Here is a 16,109-nt window from a genome sequence, read left to right as displayed (position 1 = left end):
TTCTAATTTTGTGACACTCAAACGGGGGATTAGCTCAGCTGGCTAGAGCGCTTGCATGGCATGCAAGAGGTCATCGGTTCGACTCCGATATTCTCCACACTGATTATCAAGCCCTTACGCTAAAAACGTAAGGGCTTTTTCTTTGGGGGGTCACACAAAAGTACACACAACTCTTACAGTTCTGGAATTGACACTACTATACTGCTTAATAAAACAGCAATTTAAGCCAGTCGAAATTAATAGTTTATTATAATTTATTTATTGTATATTTATAAAAACAAATAAATCTATTATGAAACAACTTTTAGCTCTCCTATTGATTTGTGTAAGCTGCACTGCTTTTGCACAGGATCCCATGTACAATATTAGTAACTCAAATAAAACCGGCCCTTGCAAAGACACTAAACGTCAGGTTAATGAATTTACCAATGAAGTTACTATTGCCTCTAGTGCTGTTATGAATGGAGCTGGGTACGTTATGATTGGGAAAACAATAAAAGACAGTACTGAGACTCTAGTCGCCATATTCAGTATTTCTACTAGCAGACCTGTTTATGGTTCAAAAGGCGTGTACATTAAGTTTGATGATGGTACTATTTATAAAGATGAAATAGCCGAAATAGATTGCAAATATTCATCTGGAAGTAGTTATTGGCTTACAGGAATGATGCTGATAAATGAGGAAAACAAAGAATATTTTCTTAATAAGAAAATAGCGAAGTATGCACTTAACACTACTTCAAATGAAATAAAAGACAAAAGTGCAGAGAAAATTCAATTAAATTTTAAATGTGTTAGCGATACAAAATAATACAGTTGTATCTTCTATCCATTATTAGCCACAAAGCGTCGGAATGCTTTGTGGCCTTTTTATTGTTGCAAGTTATAGCCACACAGAAAATCAATAGTCTAATTATACCCTTACTAAAAGAATATTTTCAGGATAGTACCCAAATTCCATTTCATAAGCCTTACATGCTGATTCAAAAGAATCCATTGCTTCCAATCCATTACGACTGGTTGGGTCAAGATAATTCGTATACCCGAAACCAACGTAGCTGCCTACGGTAGGGGCTGCACTAACCCATAGTTTAGCCTGGTAGGGTTTAACTCTTCTGGTTGGGCCTTCATACACAAACTCAATAGGCCTGCCCTGCATTGCCTGCTTTATAATCTTCTTCTGTGGGTATAAATCATCTGATGCAATACCGCCAATCATAAATAGTCTGGCGGTATTGCTTTGCAGGTATTCCCTAAGTTTGAATTTATCCATTTGATTTATCGTATTACTCCTATCTGAGAGTATAAACACTAACCCTAAGTCAATTGGTTTTACCAATAATTACCTTAATGACTATGCGTAAATTTCTCTTCTACATAAAGGTAGTATCTGTATTGAGTTTTACACGGGTAACAAGCTGGCAATACGAGTATCAGAAATTAAGAAGAGAGTATGAAAGAAATAACGGGTAATTACAAACTTACATTTCTTCCCAAGCATTCATGTAGTTATCCAGTTCCGCAAATGGGTTGTTAGGGTCGGGCTTTTGCTTGATGTTCAGCTTTTGCCTACTCAGTGGATTTAAACCAAAAGCAGCTCCTAATCTGTTCGCCTGTGATGTTGCGTCATTCAGGATTGAAACATACGGGCTCTTTGCCTGGTATTGCTGGCCTTTGGTGTTTACCTGTGTGATAACTAAACCTTCTTTCTCTAAATACTCCTGAGCTTCTTTCATCATGTGTAAACAGAAGCAATAGCTTTTGAACAATGGCAGATCTACAACGGTCAAAATCTTCTGTTCCTGTAGCTCCTTTGCAGTGATGCGCCACACCTCCTGAGCATAAGCAGGTAAATCTTTGGGTGGCTCCGGTGCTTGGTCAAATGTTGTTGATGTAGTAGGTGCTTTTAGCTCCCTGCTTTTTCTCAGTGTACCTTTTAAGGCTTTTTCCTTTGAATCTGTTCTATAACGTCCCATAATCGGATATTTAAAGTACTTTATAAAAGTGTTCCTGATACCTTTTCCCCATTTAAAGGGCTGCTATGAATTTTGGCAGCATAGAAAGTGTGGGGGTCAGCGGTATAGGGGTAAGTTTCAGGACTTAATATCCCTCCCCCCTGGGTGCGATTGATTCTGTGTTGCTTCAGGTAGTGCCGTTTTCAACATCGCTTCCAAATTGTTTAGCTGTTCGGGGCTAAGTTGCTGCAATGTTTCCTGGCTCAACACTGTTCCGTTAATCTGTATGTAGTTGTTTTGGGTCTGTATTAGCGTTTTACCGTTTACTTTAGCCGTTGGTGGGTTCACTACGGTTAGGAATAGCTTTGCCGCTGAAACATCTCCATTAACTGCATAGTGGAACATCTTAGCCAATACCTTATCTACCATAAACTTAAACTGGTCAGTATGCTCCAGATACAACGGGTGGTTGGCGTAGTCTTTCAGATGCTTGTGAATCGTTTGGCGGCTTAGCCCTGTTTCATTCGCCAACTCATCTTTAGTGGGCATGCGCCCGAAATCCTGCATTAGCTTAGACATGCCGTAGGTTATCCGGTTGTGGTTTGAATCCCAAATACTATTCTTGGTTTCCTTCGCCATTATAGGCTTAATCTTATTATAGAACTTGTCAAGCTCATGACCTTGCAGGCTGTTAAAAATATCAGTCAGCATCTTACCGAATTGCTTTCGCTCATCATCATTCAGTATCTCTAAATCGTCATAAGACAAGGATTCCAACGCCATTAATTTGCTAATCTTGGCTTCTGTTTCTGTAAACTTTTGTAAACTCTTCTTAGTAGGTTTCATGTTTTCCTTCCTGTTAGATGTAATGGTTTAAACTTTGTCTTGCTGTGTGCCTGTCAGCAGGTCGGTATAGTTGATGCCGTTTTCAGCACATCGCTTCATGAATGTTCCCAGTGTTGCGGCTCCTTTGCTAATCTTTAGACAGCGGTCATACTGTTTATTCGTTTCCCGTTTGCTGTAACCTGTATGGAACTGGCTAACCCGATGAAAGTAGATGCGCCCGCTCTTGCCAAATGTGCTGGCGAAATTGCAGCCTATAGGCAGCCAATCTTTATGATAGGAACTGGTAATATCTATGCGTTGCCTGATTATCTCATTAATACAGGCTTCTACTTTTGCCTGGTCATCTGTCGGGCTGGCTGTTCTGGTAGCATAGTATTCTTCTTTGGGTGCTTGGATAAAGCCCTGCATCGGTTCGGCCTGATGGTTAAAGTAAGCGTCTGGGTCATAGCTGTAATACCGTGCGCTCGCTACGTTTTGCGGCCCTCTGTCGAGCTTCAAACCCATTTCACTTAATACCTTGAACAGATACTCAAAATGCTCACTGTGCAGGCTTGTATCACTTATTCGGACTAAGCCCCAAATGCCCTGGCCACTCACACTGATTCCGCAATAGGCAACGTATGGCAGCTTAGATAATAGTTGGCGGGCTTCAGCAAGATTAGTTAGATGCAGGTTTTCTTTTTGGTCTATGTCAAACTGCAATAGCCCGCTATGCTGTGTTAAGTACTTTTCGTCACGATAGGTAAATTGACCTGATGCCGCTACTACGGGCAATAATATTCGCTTCAGTTTCTTTCGGGCTTCATTACATGGCTCTCTCCGTATCGCTGCAACCTGCTCTTTATACTTGTCAGAAGTTAGCCATGTAAGCAAGTTGATAGCCTTTGGCTCGTTGGGTATGAAACATCTCTCAAAACAAGATACCTGTACATTTAAAACACTTTCCATAATGCGTTTCAGTTGATTTTTTGGAAAATGTGCAGGTATGATATTGTTGATACTATTGATACAATGTGTATTGAAAGTTTCAATAGTATCTAAAATCTCATACCTACACTTTTTAGAATTTCTTAGAGTATTGGCCGTGGCGTTCCTTTGTAAACAGGTCAGCACTTTGCAGGTATCGCTTAAATGTGATGTCCGGCATGCCCTCACTGTAAGCAATGTTTAACCCCTCCTTTGTAGTGAATAGGTCAGGCAATAGGTCGTACACTTTGCGCTGGGTGGTGTTCAGCTTGTCGTATGCAGTGCTATTCAATGTGCCGTGTACCCTTAGCCCTGTCTGCCTGAAGTACTCTATTAGAAGTATGGCCCGCTCTACCGTGTCGGCTTCTATGTGTTCACGCTCACTATCTCCAACCGTGTAACTCAGCATCTGGAGTATAAGCGATAACCGGATCAGGTACATTTCAAGTTTGGTGTATAAGCCCGCTATACTCTCCGATTCGGCCCCGTTGATTAGGTCTGTATTAGTGTAGTTCCATCGCTTCAGAACTTCCTTAGCCTGTGGCGTAAACTGCAATAAACGGGGTATGGTGTTGCCTTCGTCATCTGTTGCGGCTGATAAATCAAGCAAGGTGGCAAGATAGAAATACCATTCTTGGCTTAGTTGGGGCTTCAAATCAGTATCATTCGGATAAGGCTTTTTTAACCCATCGGGCATGGCAAATAGGATCCGGTCAGTAAATCCGTTCTGGCTTCGGCTGTCTTTGGCTAAGTCATTTAGTATACCATTCTGAATAGTACCGCCAACTGAAATAGCAGGGCTGTTGATTAGAATTGGCTCATCTCCTTTGCGGTCAATTACAATAGGCTTTCCGCTCCAGTTACTAAGCCAAAATTGCTCCTCACTGCCTTTGTTGTACCTGTCGAAATTCTTAAACCAACTGGCCAACTCATCTGCATAGACACCTAGCCCCCTGGGGTTATGCTGATGTACTTTAACAAGTGCTTCGGGGGTAAAATCCTGTACTAAATGCTTTTTCAGGATTGGTTTTGGCGGCTCATCTCCAACGCCTTGTTCTTTCCGTTCTTTCTTTGATAAGCTGGCAAGTCGCTTAAACTCATCATACTCTTGCTGAAACGCTTTATACGCCTTGCTATCTCTCTGAAATATTGGTGAAAGTGCCCATGTTAGGGGGTGGCTTTTGTTAAGCCCTGGCCGGCCTACGAGGGCAATGTAAATCATTGCGCTTTCGTGCCAATCGTGCTTTACCTGTACTTTGTGGGTATTGCCTATGGCAACTGATGTAGCGTATAAGATAGCGGCTCCCGTGTAGTCAATAGGGAATTGAAGTGCATCATGCAGTTGATGCACCATTCTTTGTATCTCTTTAGGAAATGCTTTTATAGGGAATTGGCTCCCGTATGTAGGTGTATTATTGCTTAAACTATCCATCGCTAAAACAGGCTAAGTTGAAAAGTTGAGTTTGGTGCTTTTGCGGGGTCAGTGGTTAGGTATGATGCCCTACACCCAGTAAGTTGGCAGCGGGTTCGGGTTACTTCCCATAAGCGGCCTGCAATCTCCAGCCTGCGTTTAAATCTTGTGATGTTCTTTTGGGGTACGCCCGTGGCAGCGGCTACCATTGATGCGGTGGCTACCTGAGTTTGCAAAAATGTGTAGAAGATTTGCAGTTGGGTCGGCTTGGTGTTACCTTTGGTCTGTCGAGTTACCAAAGATTTACGGGGGGTTAGCTTATGTTTCCGCATAGCTTACCCCCTTCTTTGTTTGCGTCTGGCAGAAGCGGCTAATACCGTTGTGGCATCGTCTGCATGCTTCTCAACTGTTTGTTCTTCTACCCATTCAGCGAGTTCTTTCCGGCTAAATACAAGCCTGCTCCCATAGTGCCTATGGGGTATCTCATCTAATGATGTTAGCTTGTAAAGTTTAGACTTGCTTAGCCCTGTGATCTCCAATGCTTCATCAAGTGTGCATCGGTCGGGCTTGGGGGTGGGTGTTGATGTTGGGGCTATTGCCCTGGCTACTGCTCTCTGAATTAGAGTTGATAGCTGATCTGCTGTTGTTACTATCAGTTCCATAATGTACTTGATTGATTTACAACAAAGTACACTATGGAATTAGCGAGCTTTTTAGTAAGCTATTGCATCTGATTTACATTTATTATACTGAATTACAGCATGTTAGATACTAACAGCAAAAAACTTAGTAAGTTATTAGTAAGTCGGGTTTGCTTTTGTTGGCAAAATGCTTTTTAGGTCTTGCAGGAATGTTTTTTGTGCCCTGCTTTTTTGCTCATTATTAAACAGTTTACTATCGATTCCATCAAAGGTACTTTTCTTTAAATGGAGTTTTTCGAGCAAAGGTTTAACCCAGTCTTTCATGTACTGATCTCTTTCGCTATAATCGTACATTCGCTTAAGTAATCCGCAAACTAATTCTCTTTTACCATTCTTTATTGTTAGCGTGTGTTTTGAAGCATAGGTAAAAACGCTAAGGAATTCGCCAACGCTTACACTTTCCCATAGCTCACCATTAAACTTGGTATAAAGCATAACCAACCTTTCTGGCTCTAAGTAAGATTTGCTATTTTCTGTTTTGGGCTCTTGTTCCTGGGTGGTATACCTCGTGTCTGGCTTTATGGCGACCTTGTCTTGCAAGGTGTCGAGTTGCATCTCTAACCAATCTTTAAACATAAAGTATTTGCCGTACACGTTAGGCGTAGGGGTATGCGCTAATCCTTCATACCTACTATCATTATAGTAGCCATTAGCCAACCTGATGTATTCCTCTTCCCAACTTGTAAAGTCTGGTTTAGGCCCATAGAGTGCATTAGCGTTTGCAAAGGCTTTAGAAGTCCGTACTGTGGTTTTGGCCTTTTCCATAAACTCATACAACTCATTCAGCTCACTTTCCAAAGGGCCAACTGAAATAGCCCCGTACTTCCTTAAAAAATCTTCGGCCATTAATTCAAAGGTCATTTGAGCATGATAATTAATGAACTGCTCCCATGCTTCAGCAAAGGTTTTAGGCTCTGGGAGTTGCTTGTTAAGCTCATCAACACGTATAGCATTAGCTTCGAAATACTTATTCCATGCGTAGCGTTCACCAACATGAAACTTGAATAAATCTTCTACATGCGTTATAGATCTCCTACTCTTGTAGTTTTTAACAACATCTGAATTTAACTCGTTATTTGTAAGAAGTTCTAAATACTCATGGCTCCATTTACTATCAAAGGTTTCTATGATTTGCTTATAAATCGTATAGCCATCATCTGATTGGCCGTAATAGGGCAATAAAAAACCTAATATCTCATCTCTATTCTCTATACCATCTCCTAACCATGCACTATAGGGTTTTGCCTTCCTTAGCTTATTAGCAGATTCCCTAAGAATCTCAATTTTGTTGAGCGGATAGCGTTGTAGTTGGGTGTCTAAATCACTTTTAAATCTTTCAAACCAATATTCAGCTTCTTCCATAGCCCTATCATAAATTTCTTCCAAAGGCATTGTGCATTCCTTCATGGCTTTAACCATCTGTCTGCGTGGCTCTAATGCTTTGTATGCAACCTTAGCAAACTCTTTTAACTGTTCCGGATTCATCTCTATGTGGGTGGGTTAGAAGTTAGTGAGAAATGCAGCATTCTTAACCCGCTCTTCCTGCTCAAAGGATGCTAAATAGTTTTCGGTTGTCTTTAGGTCGTTATGCCCTAAACTCTCTGAAATAAAGGCTATGTTAGCTCCAGACCGTTTTAATACTGTGGCGTAGCTATGTCGAGCTGTGTAGGTACTGATTGTGGGTATGCCAACCTTTTTACCGATAACCTTTAGTTTAGTATTCATCAACTTTGTGATGTTCTTAATCTTGGTTCTTTCAAGTTCGGGGCTTTCTTCGCCTTGCAGGATTGGAAATACAAAGGTTTCGGGGCTCTCTTCAAGATTGCCCCAACGGTCTATGATTGCCTGCATCTCTGGTAGCAAGGTGGCATGAATCAACTTCTTTTTCTTCGCCTTTGCCAACGTCTTTTGTCGGTAGAAACATACCTCCCCATTTCGGATATTGGCGTATTTGAGTTTGCAGATATCAGTAATGTTTGCCCCGTTGCATAGGTAGGAAAAAAACCAAAGGTCACGGCATTTCTCTACCGTGTCGGTTTCGCACTCATACTGAACAATCTTCTTTATGTCGCTTAGGGTTAGGGCAATGTTTCGGCCTGCATGCTGTGGAATCTCATAGCGGCCTTTACCAAATGGGTGTTGAGCGGGTTTGACAATGCCTGCTGTCTTTGCGTCATTCATGACAACCTGCAACGCCCTCATGTACATTGAAATAGTTGTGTAGCTCTTGCCCTGGTCTAATAAGTGCTGTTCGTACCTGCGTAGCCAATCAACTGTAACTTGTTTAAACTCTATCTTCTTACTCTTGTATCCCTCTATACTCTTCAGTGTGTACTTATACCAATCTGAAGTACTCACTTTGCCCATCTCCTTTAATTCAGAAATACGGGCTGTAAAAGCCGCATTTAGGGTACTCCCCTGCCCTTTGCTCAACTGGGCTTGCAGATTGTCTATGCTAAATTCATCTCTCCGGATAAGCTGTATAACGGTAGCTTCAAACTCCTTTGCGAACTTCTGTATTGATTCCCGAATCGCTTTGAGTTCTTTCGCCTTAGTGGTTGGCAGCTTATCCCATTCTTCAACGGTTAGCCGTTTGCCTGTGGAGTAATAAGCCCTTTGGCGTTGGTGGGTCACTCGTACTTTAACAGGGCATGCACCATCTGCATTGGCCTTGCGGGTTTCAAGCAGGGTGGTTAGCGTAACGCCACTTTCGGAAAAATCAAACATACTTCATTCGGGTTAGTTTGTGTGTACTCTGGGGGGGGTCACACAAAGGTACACACAAATATAAAGAATGAATGAAAATTAAAGAAACGGTATGTAAAGTATTTTTATGCTTTATTAACTAATTATCAATAGTTTATAAACCAAACACAAAAGCATGAATACATAAGAAATACAAACCGTTTTGCATGGCATGCAAGAGGTCATCGGTTCGACTCCGATATTCTCCACTCTCCTTATCAAGCCCTTACGTCAAAAACGTAGGGGCTTTTTCTTTGAGGTTCACACAAAAGTACATACAACTCCCCCAATTCTTTTCTTTTTGCTACTAAGCAATCGCCCTGTATGGAAATCTATACTATGCTTATTGGCGCTTGTGGTACATATACTTGGGATTTTTTATTTATATTTTTTAATGTTATGATAGATTGCGGTTATACACTGTAAAGGAGGCTCACCTTACTTGTCTCTCAATGGTTAATACAAGATAAATCAATGGAAAGTAAACTTAACCTACAAGTTGGCTCCGCTCCCTAAAAATAATACCCCGAAAGCTTATCAAAATATTCTTTGAATTTCTTCTCGGTGTGCTTGAGGTCAGTGATATCGACGAATAAGGAGGGCGAGAACAGGCTGTTGCCTTCCGTGTGGTTTCCTAGCTCAGTAGCGATTTGTTCGAAGGGGTGCTTGATGCCGTTTTGTTTCACTCTATACCCAAACCGGCCGACAGGAGTCCTGCCTTTACCCATTATCTTGGTATGCGACAAAGCCAGCAGGTATTCGAACCTGTCGAACAGGTTTTCATAATCTCTATCGTGTGGAAGAAAGGAGCTGAAGATTGGCTTCAACTCTGAGAACAGCAATTCAGACATAGGCACCAGCTGCCTGTTTCCCATCGCTTCCCGCAACGTGTCATAATCGAGTACCTTCGCAACATGGACGTGATCCAGAATAGGTGCCTCCCCATACCTGACGTGCGCTGTCATGGAAAACATCTTCGACAGTAACCTGTAATCTTTCTTCAGGACACTGGCAAGTCCAATGCTATAGAGGAAAATGAGGCCAGGCAGCGTTTCCAGGTCATGCCATACGCCACCGTCCCCTTCCCGATCTTTTTCGGACGTAAAACAGGCCAGGCTATTGAGCCAGATGGAATGGTGCTGTTCTCTGCCCCAATAAACGCCGTTCACAAACAGTCCGCTCAGCGTATTGCACTGATGGAAGTAGTAATTTACCCGCGCCTTTATTTCTTCTTTAGCAGGTATACCGCTAACCGGCAGTGCATTAAAGTTATCATTTAGCCGATCTGCCTCGCCCCTGATCAGATCATGCAGCGATATGATCAGGTCGTCCTGCACAATATACTTCTTCAGGCTGACTACTGCCATCTGTGATTTTGAAAGGTTAGACGGCCTGGCACTTTCAAGGGTCTCCACTTTCTCCTGCAGTTCTTTGAAAAACAAGTCGGGGTTCGTCACATTTACAGCCTTTCCCCGTCTGATGTAGGCCAGTTCCTCCAGTTCATTTCCGAGCTGGTCTGAGTAAGTGAAGTAATTGGAAAACCTGAACTTGTTGGAAGTCTCCAGCGCCTCTTTCAGCACACGGTCACTTTCGGCTGACCAGCCGCAGGTGATCAGTCCAAAGTTATCCGACACATAGCGCAGCAGCTCCGAAAGGCGTTCCTCATACTTGTCTGCCTCGCTCTTTATATTCAGGAAGCTGGAATCAATGTAGTCTCCGTTAATCTTGATGACTGTAACGCGGGCATGCACGATTGGCAGGGCGTTAACGATATGGCTGGGGCTACTGATCACCACAGGCTCTATGCCGATGCACCTCAGGGCGTTTTCCATCAGCCTGTCCAGGGAAGTCGTCAGGATAACCCGTACATAACCTTTGCTGACCAGACGGGCAATTGTTTGATGAGCAGACGTTGGTTTTTTTAGCCCTTGCTCCAACTCGGCCTCACTGGGCTCGAAGTACCTTCGCAACAGATTGTGCCGCTCCGTCTCGGTGTTGGCAAGCGGCTCCAGCAGGCTTGCATAGCCCGGCTTTTCTCCAAACCGCTCAAAAAACCACTTCTCCGGATTCGGCTCACACTTCGCATTTTCCAGAACAGCTATCTGCCTGATCAGATCAGAGGCTATTTCCTTATCGCCAGGTATACCAGCACTTCCGGCCACTCCAGAGCCGAGCAACAACGCAAATGCGCCTTTGTTGTTGAAAATCGAATGTGCTACCGAGGAGACTTGCGTATTCATACTATGTGATACATCTTTGCCGGTACAATATATAGATTATTTTATACTAAATCCACTATAATTTTCTTAACATAATTCTGTTTCAGAGAATTACATATTTTATGCTCCTAAGACTCCGATTGAATCATTCAGTAGTTGATTATAACGATGCAGCGATTCGTTCTTTTATACTTGTACATCCTGAACAGTTATACCTGAGAAAACAGGTATAACGGAACATGCCCCCCTACTGCCCGTAACATATAGGACGTAACGCTTAAAGAAGGGAGGATCAATGCCATTTATTTTTGAAGACAGTACCAAGGACGCTGCATTGCTGCTGAAGGATGTAGCAGCAGAGTTACAGACGGAGGATCTTAACAAGGCCGGCCGTATTTTCAGGGCTGTGCTGCAATCTGTACGGGATAGAATGCCTGTAAACGATGCCATACAATTCGCTGCCCAGCTTCCCGTTTTCTGGAAAGGTGTCTACTTTGATCAGTATGACCTGAATAAGGTACCTGTGAAAATCCGGGATGCAAACGACTGGATCAATTACATCCGAAACAAAAACGCTTTTGCCGCAGACAATGATTTTCAGCAGGACGAAGAAATCACGGCGGCTTTCCGGGCTGTGTTCCAGGCCCTGCAACGCACCATGACCGATGGCCAGCTGCAGAAAGTGAAAGAATCACTGAACGAGGACATCCAGGAACTACTGGCTGCCTAAATAGAAAAAGCGCTGCCTGTTGCAGAATGCAGCAGGCAGCGCTTTTTAGAAGTATACCCTACACAAAAAGCCCCTCTACCGATAAATAGCGCTCGCCCGTGTCGTAGCAGAAGGTCAGTACCCGTGCCCCATCCGGAATCTCTTCGTCCAGCTTCTGCTGCACAGCCGCCAAAGACGCGCCCGACGACACGCCCACAAATATCCCTTCTTCCATAGCTGCTCGTCTGGCATAGTCGTAGGCATCGTCGGCTGCCACCTGCACCACGCCATCCAGCAGGCTGGTATCCATGATAACGGGTACAAACCCGGCGCCTATACCTTGTATTGGGTGCGGCCCCGGCTGACCGCCGCTCAGTACCGGCGAGGCGGAAGGTTCCACCGCGTATACCTTTAGGTTAGGAAAATGCCGCTTCAGCACCTTGGCTACACCTGTTATATGCCCGCCGGTACCCACCCCGGTGATCAGGTAATCGAATCCTTCCGGGAAATCAGCCAGAATCTCCTGCGCTGTGGTTTCGATGTGGACCTGCGTGTTGGCCTCGTTGTCAAACTGCATGGGCATCCAGGAGGAGTCGTGTTCTTCGAGCATTTCGCGGGCACGCTCAATGGCACCTTTCATGCCCTTTTCGCGTGGTGTCAGTTCCAGCTTGGCTCCATAGGCCGTCATCAGCCTGCGCCGCTCTATGGACATAGACTCCGGCATTACAAGGATGAGGTGATAGCCTTTTACAGCGGCAACCATAGCCAGTCCCACGCCGGTGTTGCCGGAGGTTGGCTCAATGATCACGCTTTCCTTTTTAAGAATGCCCTTTGTCTCAGCGTCTTCGATCATGGCCAGGGCGATGCGGTCTTTGATGCTGCCGCCCGGATTTGCGCGCTCCAGTTTCATCCACACTTCCGCTTTGTCTTTAAACATGCGGTTGATCTTTACATGGGGCGTTCTGCCTATGGTTTCCAGTATGCTATGCGCTTTCATATGCGTATCTTTTTAGATTGAAAAATTCAGAACATCAGTTCTATCTTCATAATAACTCACTTTTATCTGCGGACGGTGATATACCCTGGCAAAAGAGGGCACACTTTCGGTCAGCCATACATTTCCTCCAATGATGCTGTCGTGTCCCACCACCGTCTTGCCGCCCAATATGGTGGCGCCGGCATAGATGATCACATTGTCCTCAATGGTCGGGTGCCGCTTCACATTGGCCATAGATTTTTCGACACTGAGCGCTCCCAGCGTCACTCCCTGGTATATCTTCACATTGTTTCCGATATCGGCCGTCTCCCCGATCACGATGCCGGTGCCGTGGTCTATGCAGAAGCGGGCGCCTATGTTGGCTCTAGGATGGATGTCTATGCCTGTTCTGGTATGCGCGTAGGTAGCGAGCACGCGCGGTAGAAGGGGCACACCCATGCGGCAAAACTGATGCGCCAGCCTGTATACGGCCACGGCGAAAAAGCCGGTATAAGTCCGGATCACCTCGTCTACGTTTACAGCGGCCGGATCGCCTGCCTCGATGGCAGCAGCGTCGTCGTTGAGCTGCTGCTGCAGGCCAGGCAGTGCTTCAAAGTAGGCGTCCGCTATCTCGTGGGGTTTACCGGGAAGGCGCTCTTCTATTCTGAACAGTATCTTCTCCAGATCGGAGTGCAACAACATCGCATAGGCTTCTACTTCGGATCGGGAGCTGAAAGAGCGTTCTGAAAGCGATGGAAAGAGCAACTGCAGCACGCCTTCCAGAAAGGCACAGCTCATGGAATGGGGCACTACATGGCGGGACTGCTGGTGCACAGCTGTCAGATGATCAATAAAAGCTTGGCTGATTGCGGTCATGATGATGGTGAAACAACTCGTCCTGGCAAAAGTTTTATTGCAGTCTACACAACAGATAGCTATACGGCCAAGCAATACCCTCTGTCTACCTCTTGCATGAAATATTGTCGCCAGTGATTTGGCGGCACAAAAAAAAGAGACCTCCTTTGGTGAGAGGCCTCTACCTTATACAGTAGGTGTAAGCTATACCTACAAAATGATAACCCATTTACTTTTTCTGGTCTTTCACTACCAAATTGAGGTATAGGAACCCGAGCAGGGCAAACACGCCGCCTGTCCAGAATACCAGGCTGAACCGGGAGGGGTCGTTAGCATAGATCCAGCCGGAGGCCAGGGCGCCGAAACCTATACCTGCCTCCATGGCAATGTACATAGTGGCCATCGCCCGTCCCCGGCGCTCCGGGTGACTCAGGTCGATGGTCCAGGCGAAAACAGTGGGGGAGTTCATGCCTACTGCCACGCCAAACACCGCCGCCGCTAGCAACAGTTCTGTCGCCGTGTCAGCCCCGCCAATCAATCCCATCGCGACTACCAGCATCCCCGAACTGACCTTGAGCACCCGAATGCGGCCAAACTTATCGGAGGCCCGGCCGGCCAGAAAACGGATCGCCAGTGAGGAAAGCGTGAAGCTGGTAAAGAAGAGGCCTTTGTTCTGAATGCCTAGGTGCTCACTGAAATCGGGAATGATCGTGAGGATGATGCCGAAGGAAACCACCGTGAGCATCATGACAATGGAAGGATTGAGCACGCGGGGCTCGAAGATCTCTTTGCGGGATATTTTGAGCAGTCCCATCCGGAAGCGCTTTGGGTTGTCCAGCGTTTCGTGCATGCGGGCCACCACGGCAACTGATAAAAAAGCAGCGGCGGAAGAAGAATAGAACATAGCCTCCAGCGAGAAACTGTTGGCGATAGAGGCTCCCATGGCCGGCCCTGCTGCCATACCGAGACTGCCGGCCAAACCCAATAGTCCGGTCGCCTCGCCCCTGCGCTCCATCGGGATAATATCGGCTACATAAGCAGCCGTACCGGTTGGCGTAAACCCAGTCGAGAAACCGTGCACCAGACGCAGCAGCAGAAATGCCGCCACACTGCCGGTAATAGGGTATAGGAAACCACACAGGATGCAGACAGTTCCCCCGATCAGCATGACAGGTATACGCCCCATCTTGTCGGCCAATTGTCCGCTAAAGGGCCGCGACAGGCCAGCGGTAAGCGTGAAAAGAGAAATGATCAGTCCCTTGTACTCAGCGCCGCCCAGCTGCGTGATGTAGTTGGGCAGCTCCGGGATGATCATGTTGAAGCTTGCAAAGAAAAGAAAAGAGCTCAGGCACAGCAATCCAAATTGAAGTCCATACACACGTGTTTTCAGCTCGGCCATAGTCGGTTTAAAGCCGCAAGTTCCGAAAACAATTGCTCCAAAACTATAACCCAGCAGACCTGCCTGTATGTAATTTAGTTGCTGAAGTGCTTATAATTGGTTGTCAAGTATGATTTCAATTTAAAAATATTAGTAGCCTCCAGGCTACCTTCGATTTGCTATAGAAAGGTGACTTGTAAATTAGTCGAAGACAGGGCAGCTGCCTTTTTTGTAACGCTTCTTTTTCACCAGGCCATCTTTTTGGTACGCAGAAGACTTAAACGAAAAATTCGCTGCTGTTTTGTTACCGGATACTACCTGTTTCTTTGCTTTGGTCGATTTCTCATACTTATCAGACTTTAGGTCAGCTTTGGCGAAGCTGGCAAATGAGAAAAGCATCATGGCACTGATTAGAGCTGCATATAATCTTAATTTCATTAGCTGGTTGTTTAAGGTGAGAGAAGATTATCTATTGCAATATTAAGATAAAAATATATATTAAGAAATTAATTAATCATACTTTTTAAATACATATTACTAAAATCACTCACTTGGCCCAGCGGCCTAAGGAAGAAAGCAGCGCAGTAACGGGCAGTATGGCCGCCAGGCATCCCTGAAACAGGAAAATTAGAAAGGAGAAAGAGAGCGCTATCCCGGGTTTGAGATAGTCGCAGTGTGAACGAGAGAAGAAATAGGGAACTTACAAACCCGTGGCAGGACCAGGTACATTAAACCGGACGCCATTGACGGTAATGTTATGCTCCAGCGCGGCCAGTTGTAAGCCCAATGCCACCTGACTGGCCTTGTTGTGACTCTCGATATCAGAGAGGAGCAGGGATCGCTGGTGACCACCCCTTATATCGAAAAGCACACAGTGGTCGCTAAAATGCATGGCTGCGATGCCGCTCCAGTCCAGGGTATATGCCTTGCCATAAAAATTTAGTCTGTAAGAGATTTTGTCAGGTGTTATGTCCACAAAGGCATTTTTGAGCGGAATCTTATCTGTGCTGAGTGCCAGCAGGTATAGCCCTACCAGAACAATTATGAAAGCTGCCATCCCCCATAGCCAGCGGGCATCTTCCCTTAGTATAAGATTGTAAAGTAGCGCTGATCCACCCCCGTTGGCCATAAACAGTCCCAACCAAAGCAGCCGGTCTTTGATCCTACGCAATTGTCGAGCTGTATAAAGACTGATGTACATGGAAACTGTATTGAATAGAAGACCTACAGCAAGACGAACCGAACAGGCAGCAACGAAAAATATTAAAAAAATATATAATAATAATCACAAATTATATTAATTTAAAGTACGGCCATACCACACAATTGGTTTGTTTTAATAGAAATA

The 16,109-nt window shown here is 45.0% G+C and carries 16 protein-coding genes and 1 tRNA gene; 3 read left to right on the top strand and 14 right to left on the bottom strand.

The features are described from left to right. The first annotated feature begins 23 nt into the window (after positions 1–23). Positions 24–97: transfer RNA gene (locus L1278_RS07460), tRNA-Ala, on the top strand. A gap of 195 nt (positions 98–292) precedes the next feature. Next, positions 293–811 carry a hypothetical protein gene (locus tag L1278_RS07455; RefSeq protein WP_253402463.1) on the top strand — a complete coding sequence of 173 codons (519 nt, stop codon included), beginning with the start codon at positions 293–295 and terminating at the stop codon, positions 809–811. Positions 812–913: 102 nt separating this feature from the next. Here L1278_RS07455 and L1278_RS07450 read toward each other — a convergent pair whose 3' ends face one another. The 9 genes from L1278_RS07450 to L1278_RS07410 form a co-directional block, all read right to left on the bottom strand. Next, on the bottom strand, positions 914–1,273 hold the full coding sequence (locus L1278_RS07450) for a hypothetical protein (RefSeq protein WP_253402462.1): 360 nt from the start codon (positions 1,271–1,273) through the stop codon (positions 914–916). A gap of 208 nt (positions 1,274–1,481) precedes the next feature. Then, entirely contained in the window at positions 1,482–1,976 is a 495-nt protein-coding gene (locus L1278_RS07445) for a phage terminase small subunit P27 family (protein WP_253402460.1), read from the bottom strand. 117 nt (positions 1,977–2,093) lie between these two features. Then, entirely contained in the window at positions 2,094–2,801 is a 708-nt protein-coding gene (locus tag L1278_RS07440; protein ID WP_253402458.1) for a hypothetical protein, read from the bottom strand. 27 nt (positions 2,802–2,828) lie between these two features. After that, positions 2,829–3,749 carry a BT4734/BF3469 family protein gene (locus tag L1278_RS07435; protein ID WP_253402456.1) on the bottom strand — a complete coding sequence of 307 codons (921 nt, stop codon included), beginning with the start codon at positions 3,747–3,749 and terminating at the stop codon, positions 2,829–2,831. Positions 3,750–3,861: 112 nt separating this feature from the next. Further along, positions 3,862–5,199, bottom strand: a complete 1,338-nt coding sequence (locus L1278_RS07430) for a YfjI family protein (protein WP_253402454.1) — start codon at positions 5,197–5,199, stop codon at positions 3,862–3,864. A 314-nt stretch (positions 5,200–5,513) separates the two neighbouring features. Continuing rightward, positions 5,514–5,840 carry a helix-turn-helix domain-containing protein gene (locus L1278_RS07425; RefSeq protein WP_253402452.1) on the bottom strand — a complete coding sequence of 109 codons (327 nt, stop codon included), beginning with the start codon at positions 5,838–5,840 and terminating at the stop codon, positions 5,514–5,516. A 135-nt stretch (positions 5,841–5,975) separates the two neighbouring features. After that, entirely contained in the window at positions 5,976–7,364 is a 1,389-nt protein-coding gene (locus L1278_RS07420) for a hypothetical protein (protein WP_253402450.1), read from the bottom strand. Positions 7,365–7,379: 15 nt separating this feature from the next. Next, positions 7,380–8,606: a site-specific integrase gene (locus tag L1278_RS07415; RefSeq protein ID WP_253402448.1), complete on the bottom strand. Its 1,227-nt coding sequence runs from the start codon at positions 8,604–8,606 to the stop codon at positions 7,380–7,382. Between the two features lie 530 nt (positions 8,607–9,136). After that, positions 9,137–10,864 carry a hypothetical protein gene (locus L1278_RS07410; protein ID WP_253402446.1) on the bottom strand — a complete coding sequence of 576 codons (1,728 nt, stop codon included), beginning with the start codon at positions 10,862–10,864 and terminating at the stop codon, positions 9,137–9,139. Positions 10,865–11,138: 274 nt separating this feature from the next. On the opposite strand from L1278_RS07410, the gene L1278_RS07405 reads away from it, so the two are divergent. Next, positions 11,139–11,573, top strand: coding sequence for a DUF2267 domain-containing protein (locus L1278_RS07405; protein WP_253402443.1), 435 nt, complete (start codon positions 11,139–11,141; stop codon positions 11,571–11,573). A gap of 58 nt (positions 11,574–11,631) precedes the next feature. On the opposite strand, the gene cysK is transcribed toward L1278_RS07405, so the two are convergent. From cysK to L1278_RS07380, 5 genes are all read right to left on the bottom strand, one after another. Further along, the gene (gene cysK / locus L1278_RS07400; protein ID WP_253402441.1) at positions 11,632–12,549 is read right to left on the bottom strand and encodes a cysteine synthase A; all 918 of its coding nucleotides are present in this window, start codon (positions 12,547–12,549) and stop codon (positions 11,632–11,634) included. A 12-nt stretch (positions 12,550–12,561) separates the two neighbouring features. After that, positions 12,562–13,404 (bottom strand): serine O-acetyltransferase, encoded by an 843-nt coding sequence (locus L1278_RS07395; protein ID WP_253402439.1) that lies wholly within the window; start codon positions 13,402–13,404, stop codon positions 12,562–12,564. Between the two features lie 208 nt (positions 13,405–13,612). Then, positions 13,613–14,782, bottom strand: a complete 1,170-nt coding sequence (locus L1278_RS07390) for an MFS transporter (protein ID WP_253402437.1) — start codon at positions 14,780–14,782, stop codon at positions 13,613–13,615. A 180-nt stretch (positions 14,783–14,962) separates the two neighbouring features. Further along, positions 14,963–15,199: a hypothetical protein gene (locus L1278_RS07385; RefSeq protein WP_253402435.1), complete on the bottom strand. Its 237-nt coding sequence runs from the start codon at positions 15,197–15,199 to the stop codon at positions 14,963–14,965. Between the two features lie 262 nt (positions 15,200–15,461). Continuing rightward, positions 15,462–15,932, bottom strand: coding sequence for a hypothetical protein (locus L1278_RS07380; RefSeq protein ID WP_253402433.1), 471 nt, complete (start codon positions 15,930–15,932; stop codon positions 15,462–15,464). Between the last annotated feature and the right edge of the window lie 177 nt (positions 15,933–16,109).

This window comes from Pontibacter sp. HSC-36F09, assembly GCF_024171605.1.
Lineage (GTDB): Bacteria > Bacteroidota > Bacteroidia > Cytophagales > Hymenobacteraceae > Pontibacter.
The sequence above is the reverse complement of the archived record's forward strand: the minus strand, read 5'-3'. Positions and strand labels throughout refer to the sequence as shown.

Coding starts and splice junctions, on each gene's coding strand:
- L1278_RS07425 (WP_253402452.1), bottom strand. CDS start 5,840: ATGGAACTGATAGTAACAACAGCAGATCAGCTATCAACTCTAATTCAG.
- L1278_RS07445 (WP_253402460.1), bottom strand. CDS start 1,976: ATGGGACGTTATAGAACAGATTCAAAGGAAAAAGCCTTAAAAGGTACA.
- L1278_RS07450 (WP_253402462.1), bottom strand. CDS start 1,273: ATGGATAAATTCAAACTTAGGGAATACCTGCAAAGCAATACCGCCAGA.
- L1278_RS07430 (WP_253402454.1), bottom strand. CDS start 5,199: ATGGATAGTTTAAGCAATAATACACCTACATACGGGAGCCAATTCCCT.
- L1278_RS07405 (WP_253402443.1), top strand. CDS start 11,139: ATGCCATTTATTTTTGAAGACAGTACCAAGGACGCTGCATTGCTGCTG.
- L1278_RS07410 (WP_253402446.1), bottom strand. CDS start 10,864: ATGAATACGCAAGTCTCCTCGGTAGCACATTCGATTTTCAACAACAAA.
- L1278_RS07395 (WP_253402439.1), bottom strand. CDS start 13,404: ATGACCGCAATCAGCCAAGCTTTTATTGATCATCTGACAGCTGTGCAC.
- L1278_RS07385 (WP_253402435.1), bottom strand. CDS start 15,199: ATGAAATTAAGATTATATGCAGCTCTAATCAGTGCCATGATGCTTTTC.
- cysK (WP_253402441.1), bottom strand. CDS start 12,549: ATGAAAGCGCATAGCATACTGGAAACCATAGGCAGAACGCCCCATGTA.
- L1278_RS07440 (WP_253402458.1), bottom strand. CDS start 2,801: ATGAAACCTACTAAGAAGAGTTTACAAAAGTTTACAGAAACAGAAGCC.
- L1278_RS07390 (WP_253402437.1), bottom strand. CDS start 14,782: ATGGCCGAGCTGAAAACACGTGTGTATGGACTTCAATTTGGATTGCTG.
- L1278_RS07435 (WP_253402456.1), bottom strand. CDS start 3,749: ATGGAAAGTGTTTTAAATGTACAGGTATCTTGTTTTGAGAGATGTTTC.
- L1278_RS07455 (WP_253402463.1), top strand. CDS start 293: ATGAAACAACTTTTAGCTCTCCTATTGATTTGTGTAAGCTGCACTGCT.
- L1278_RS07415 (WP_253402448.1), bottom strand. CDS start 8,606: ATGTTTGATTTTTCCGAAAGTGGCGTTACGCTAACCACCCTGCTTGAA.
- L1278_RS07420 (WP_253402450.1), bottom strand. CDS start 7,364: ATGAATCCGGAACAGTTAAAAGAGTTTGCTAAGGTTGCATACAAAGCA.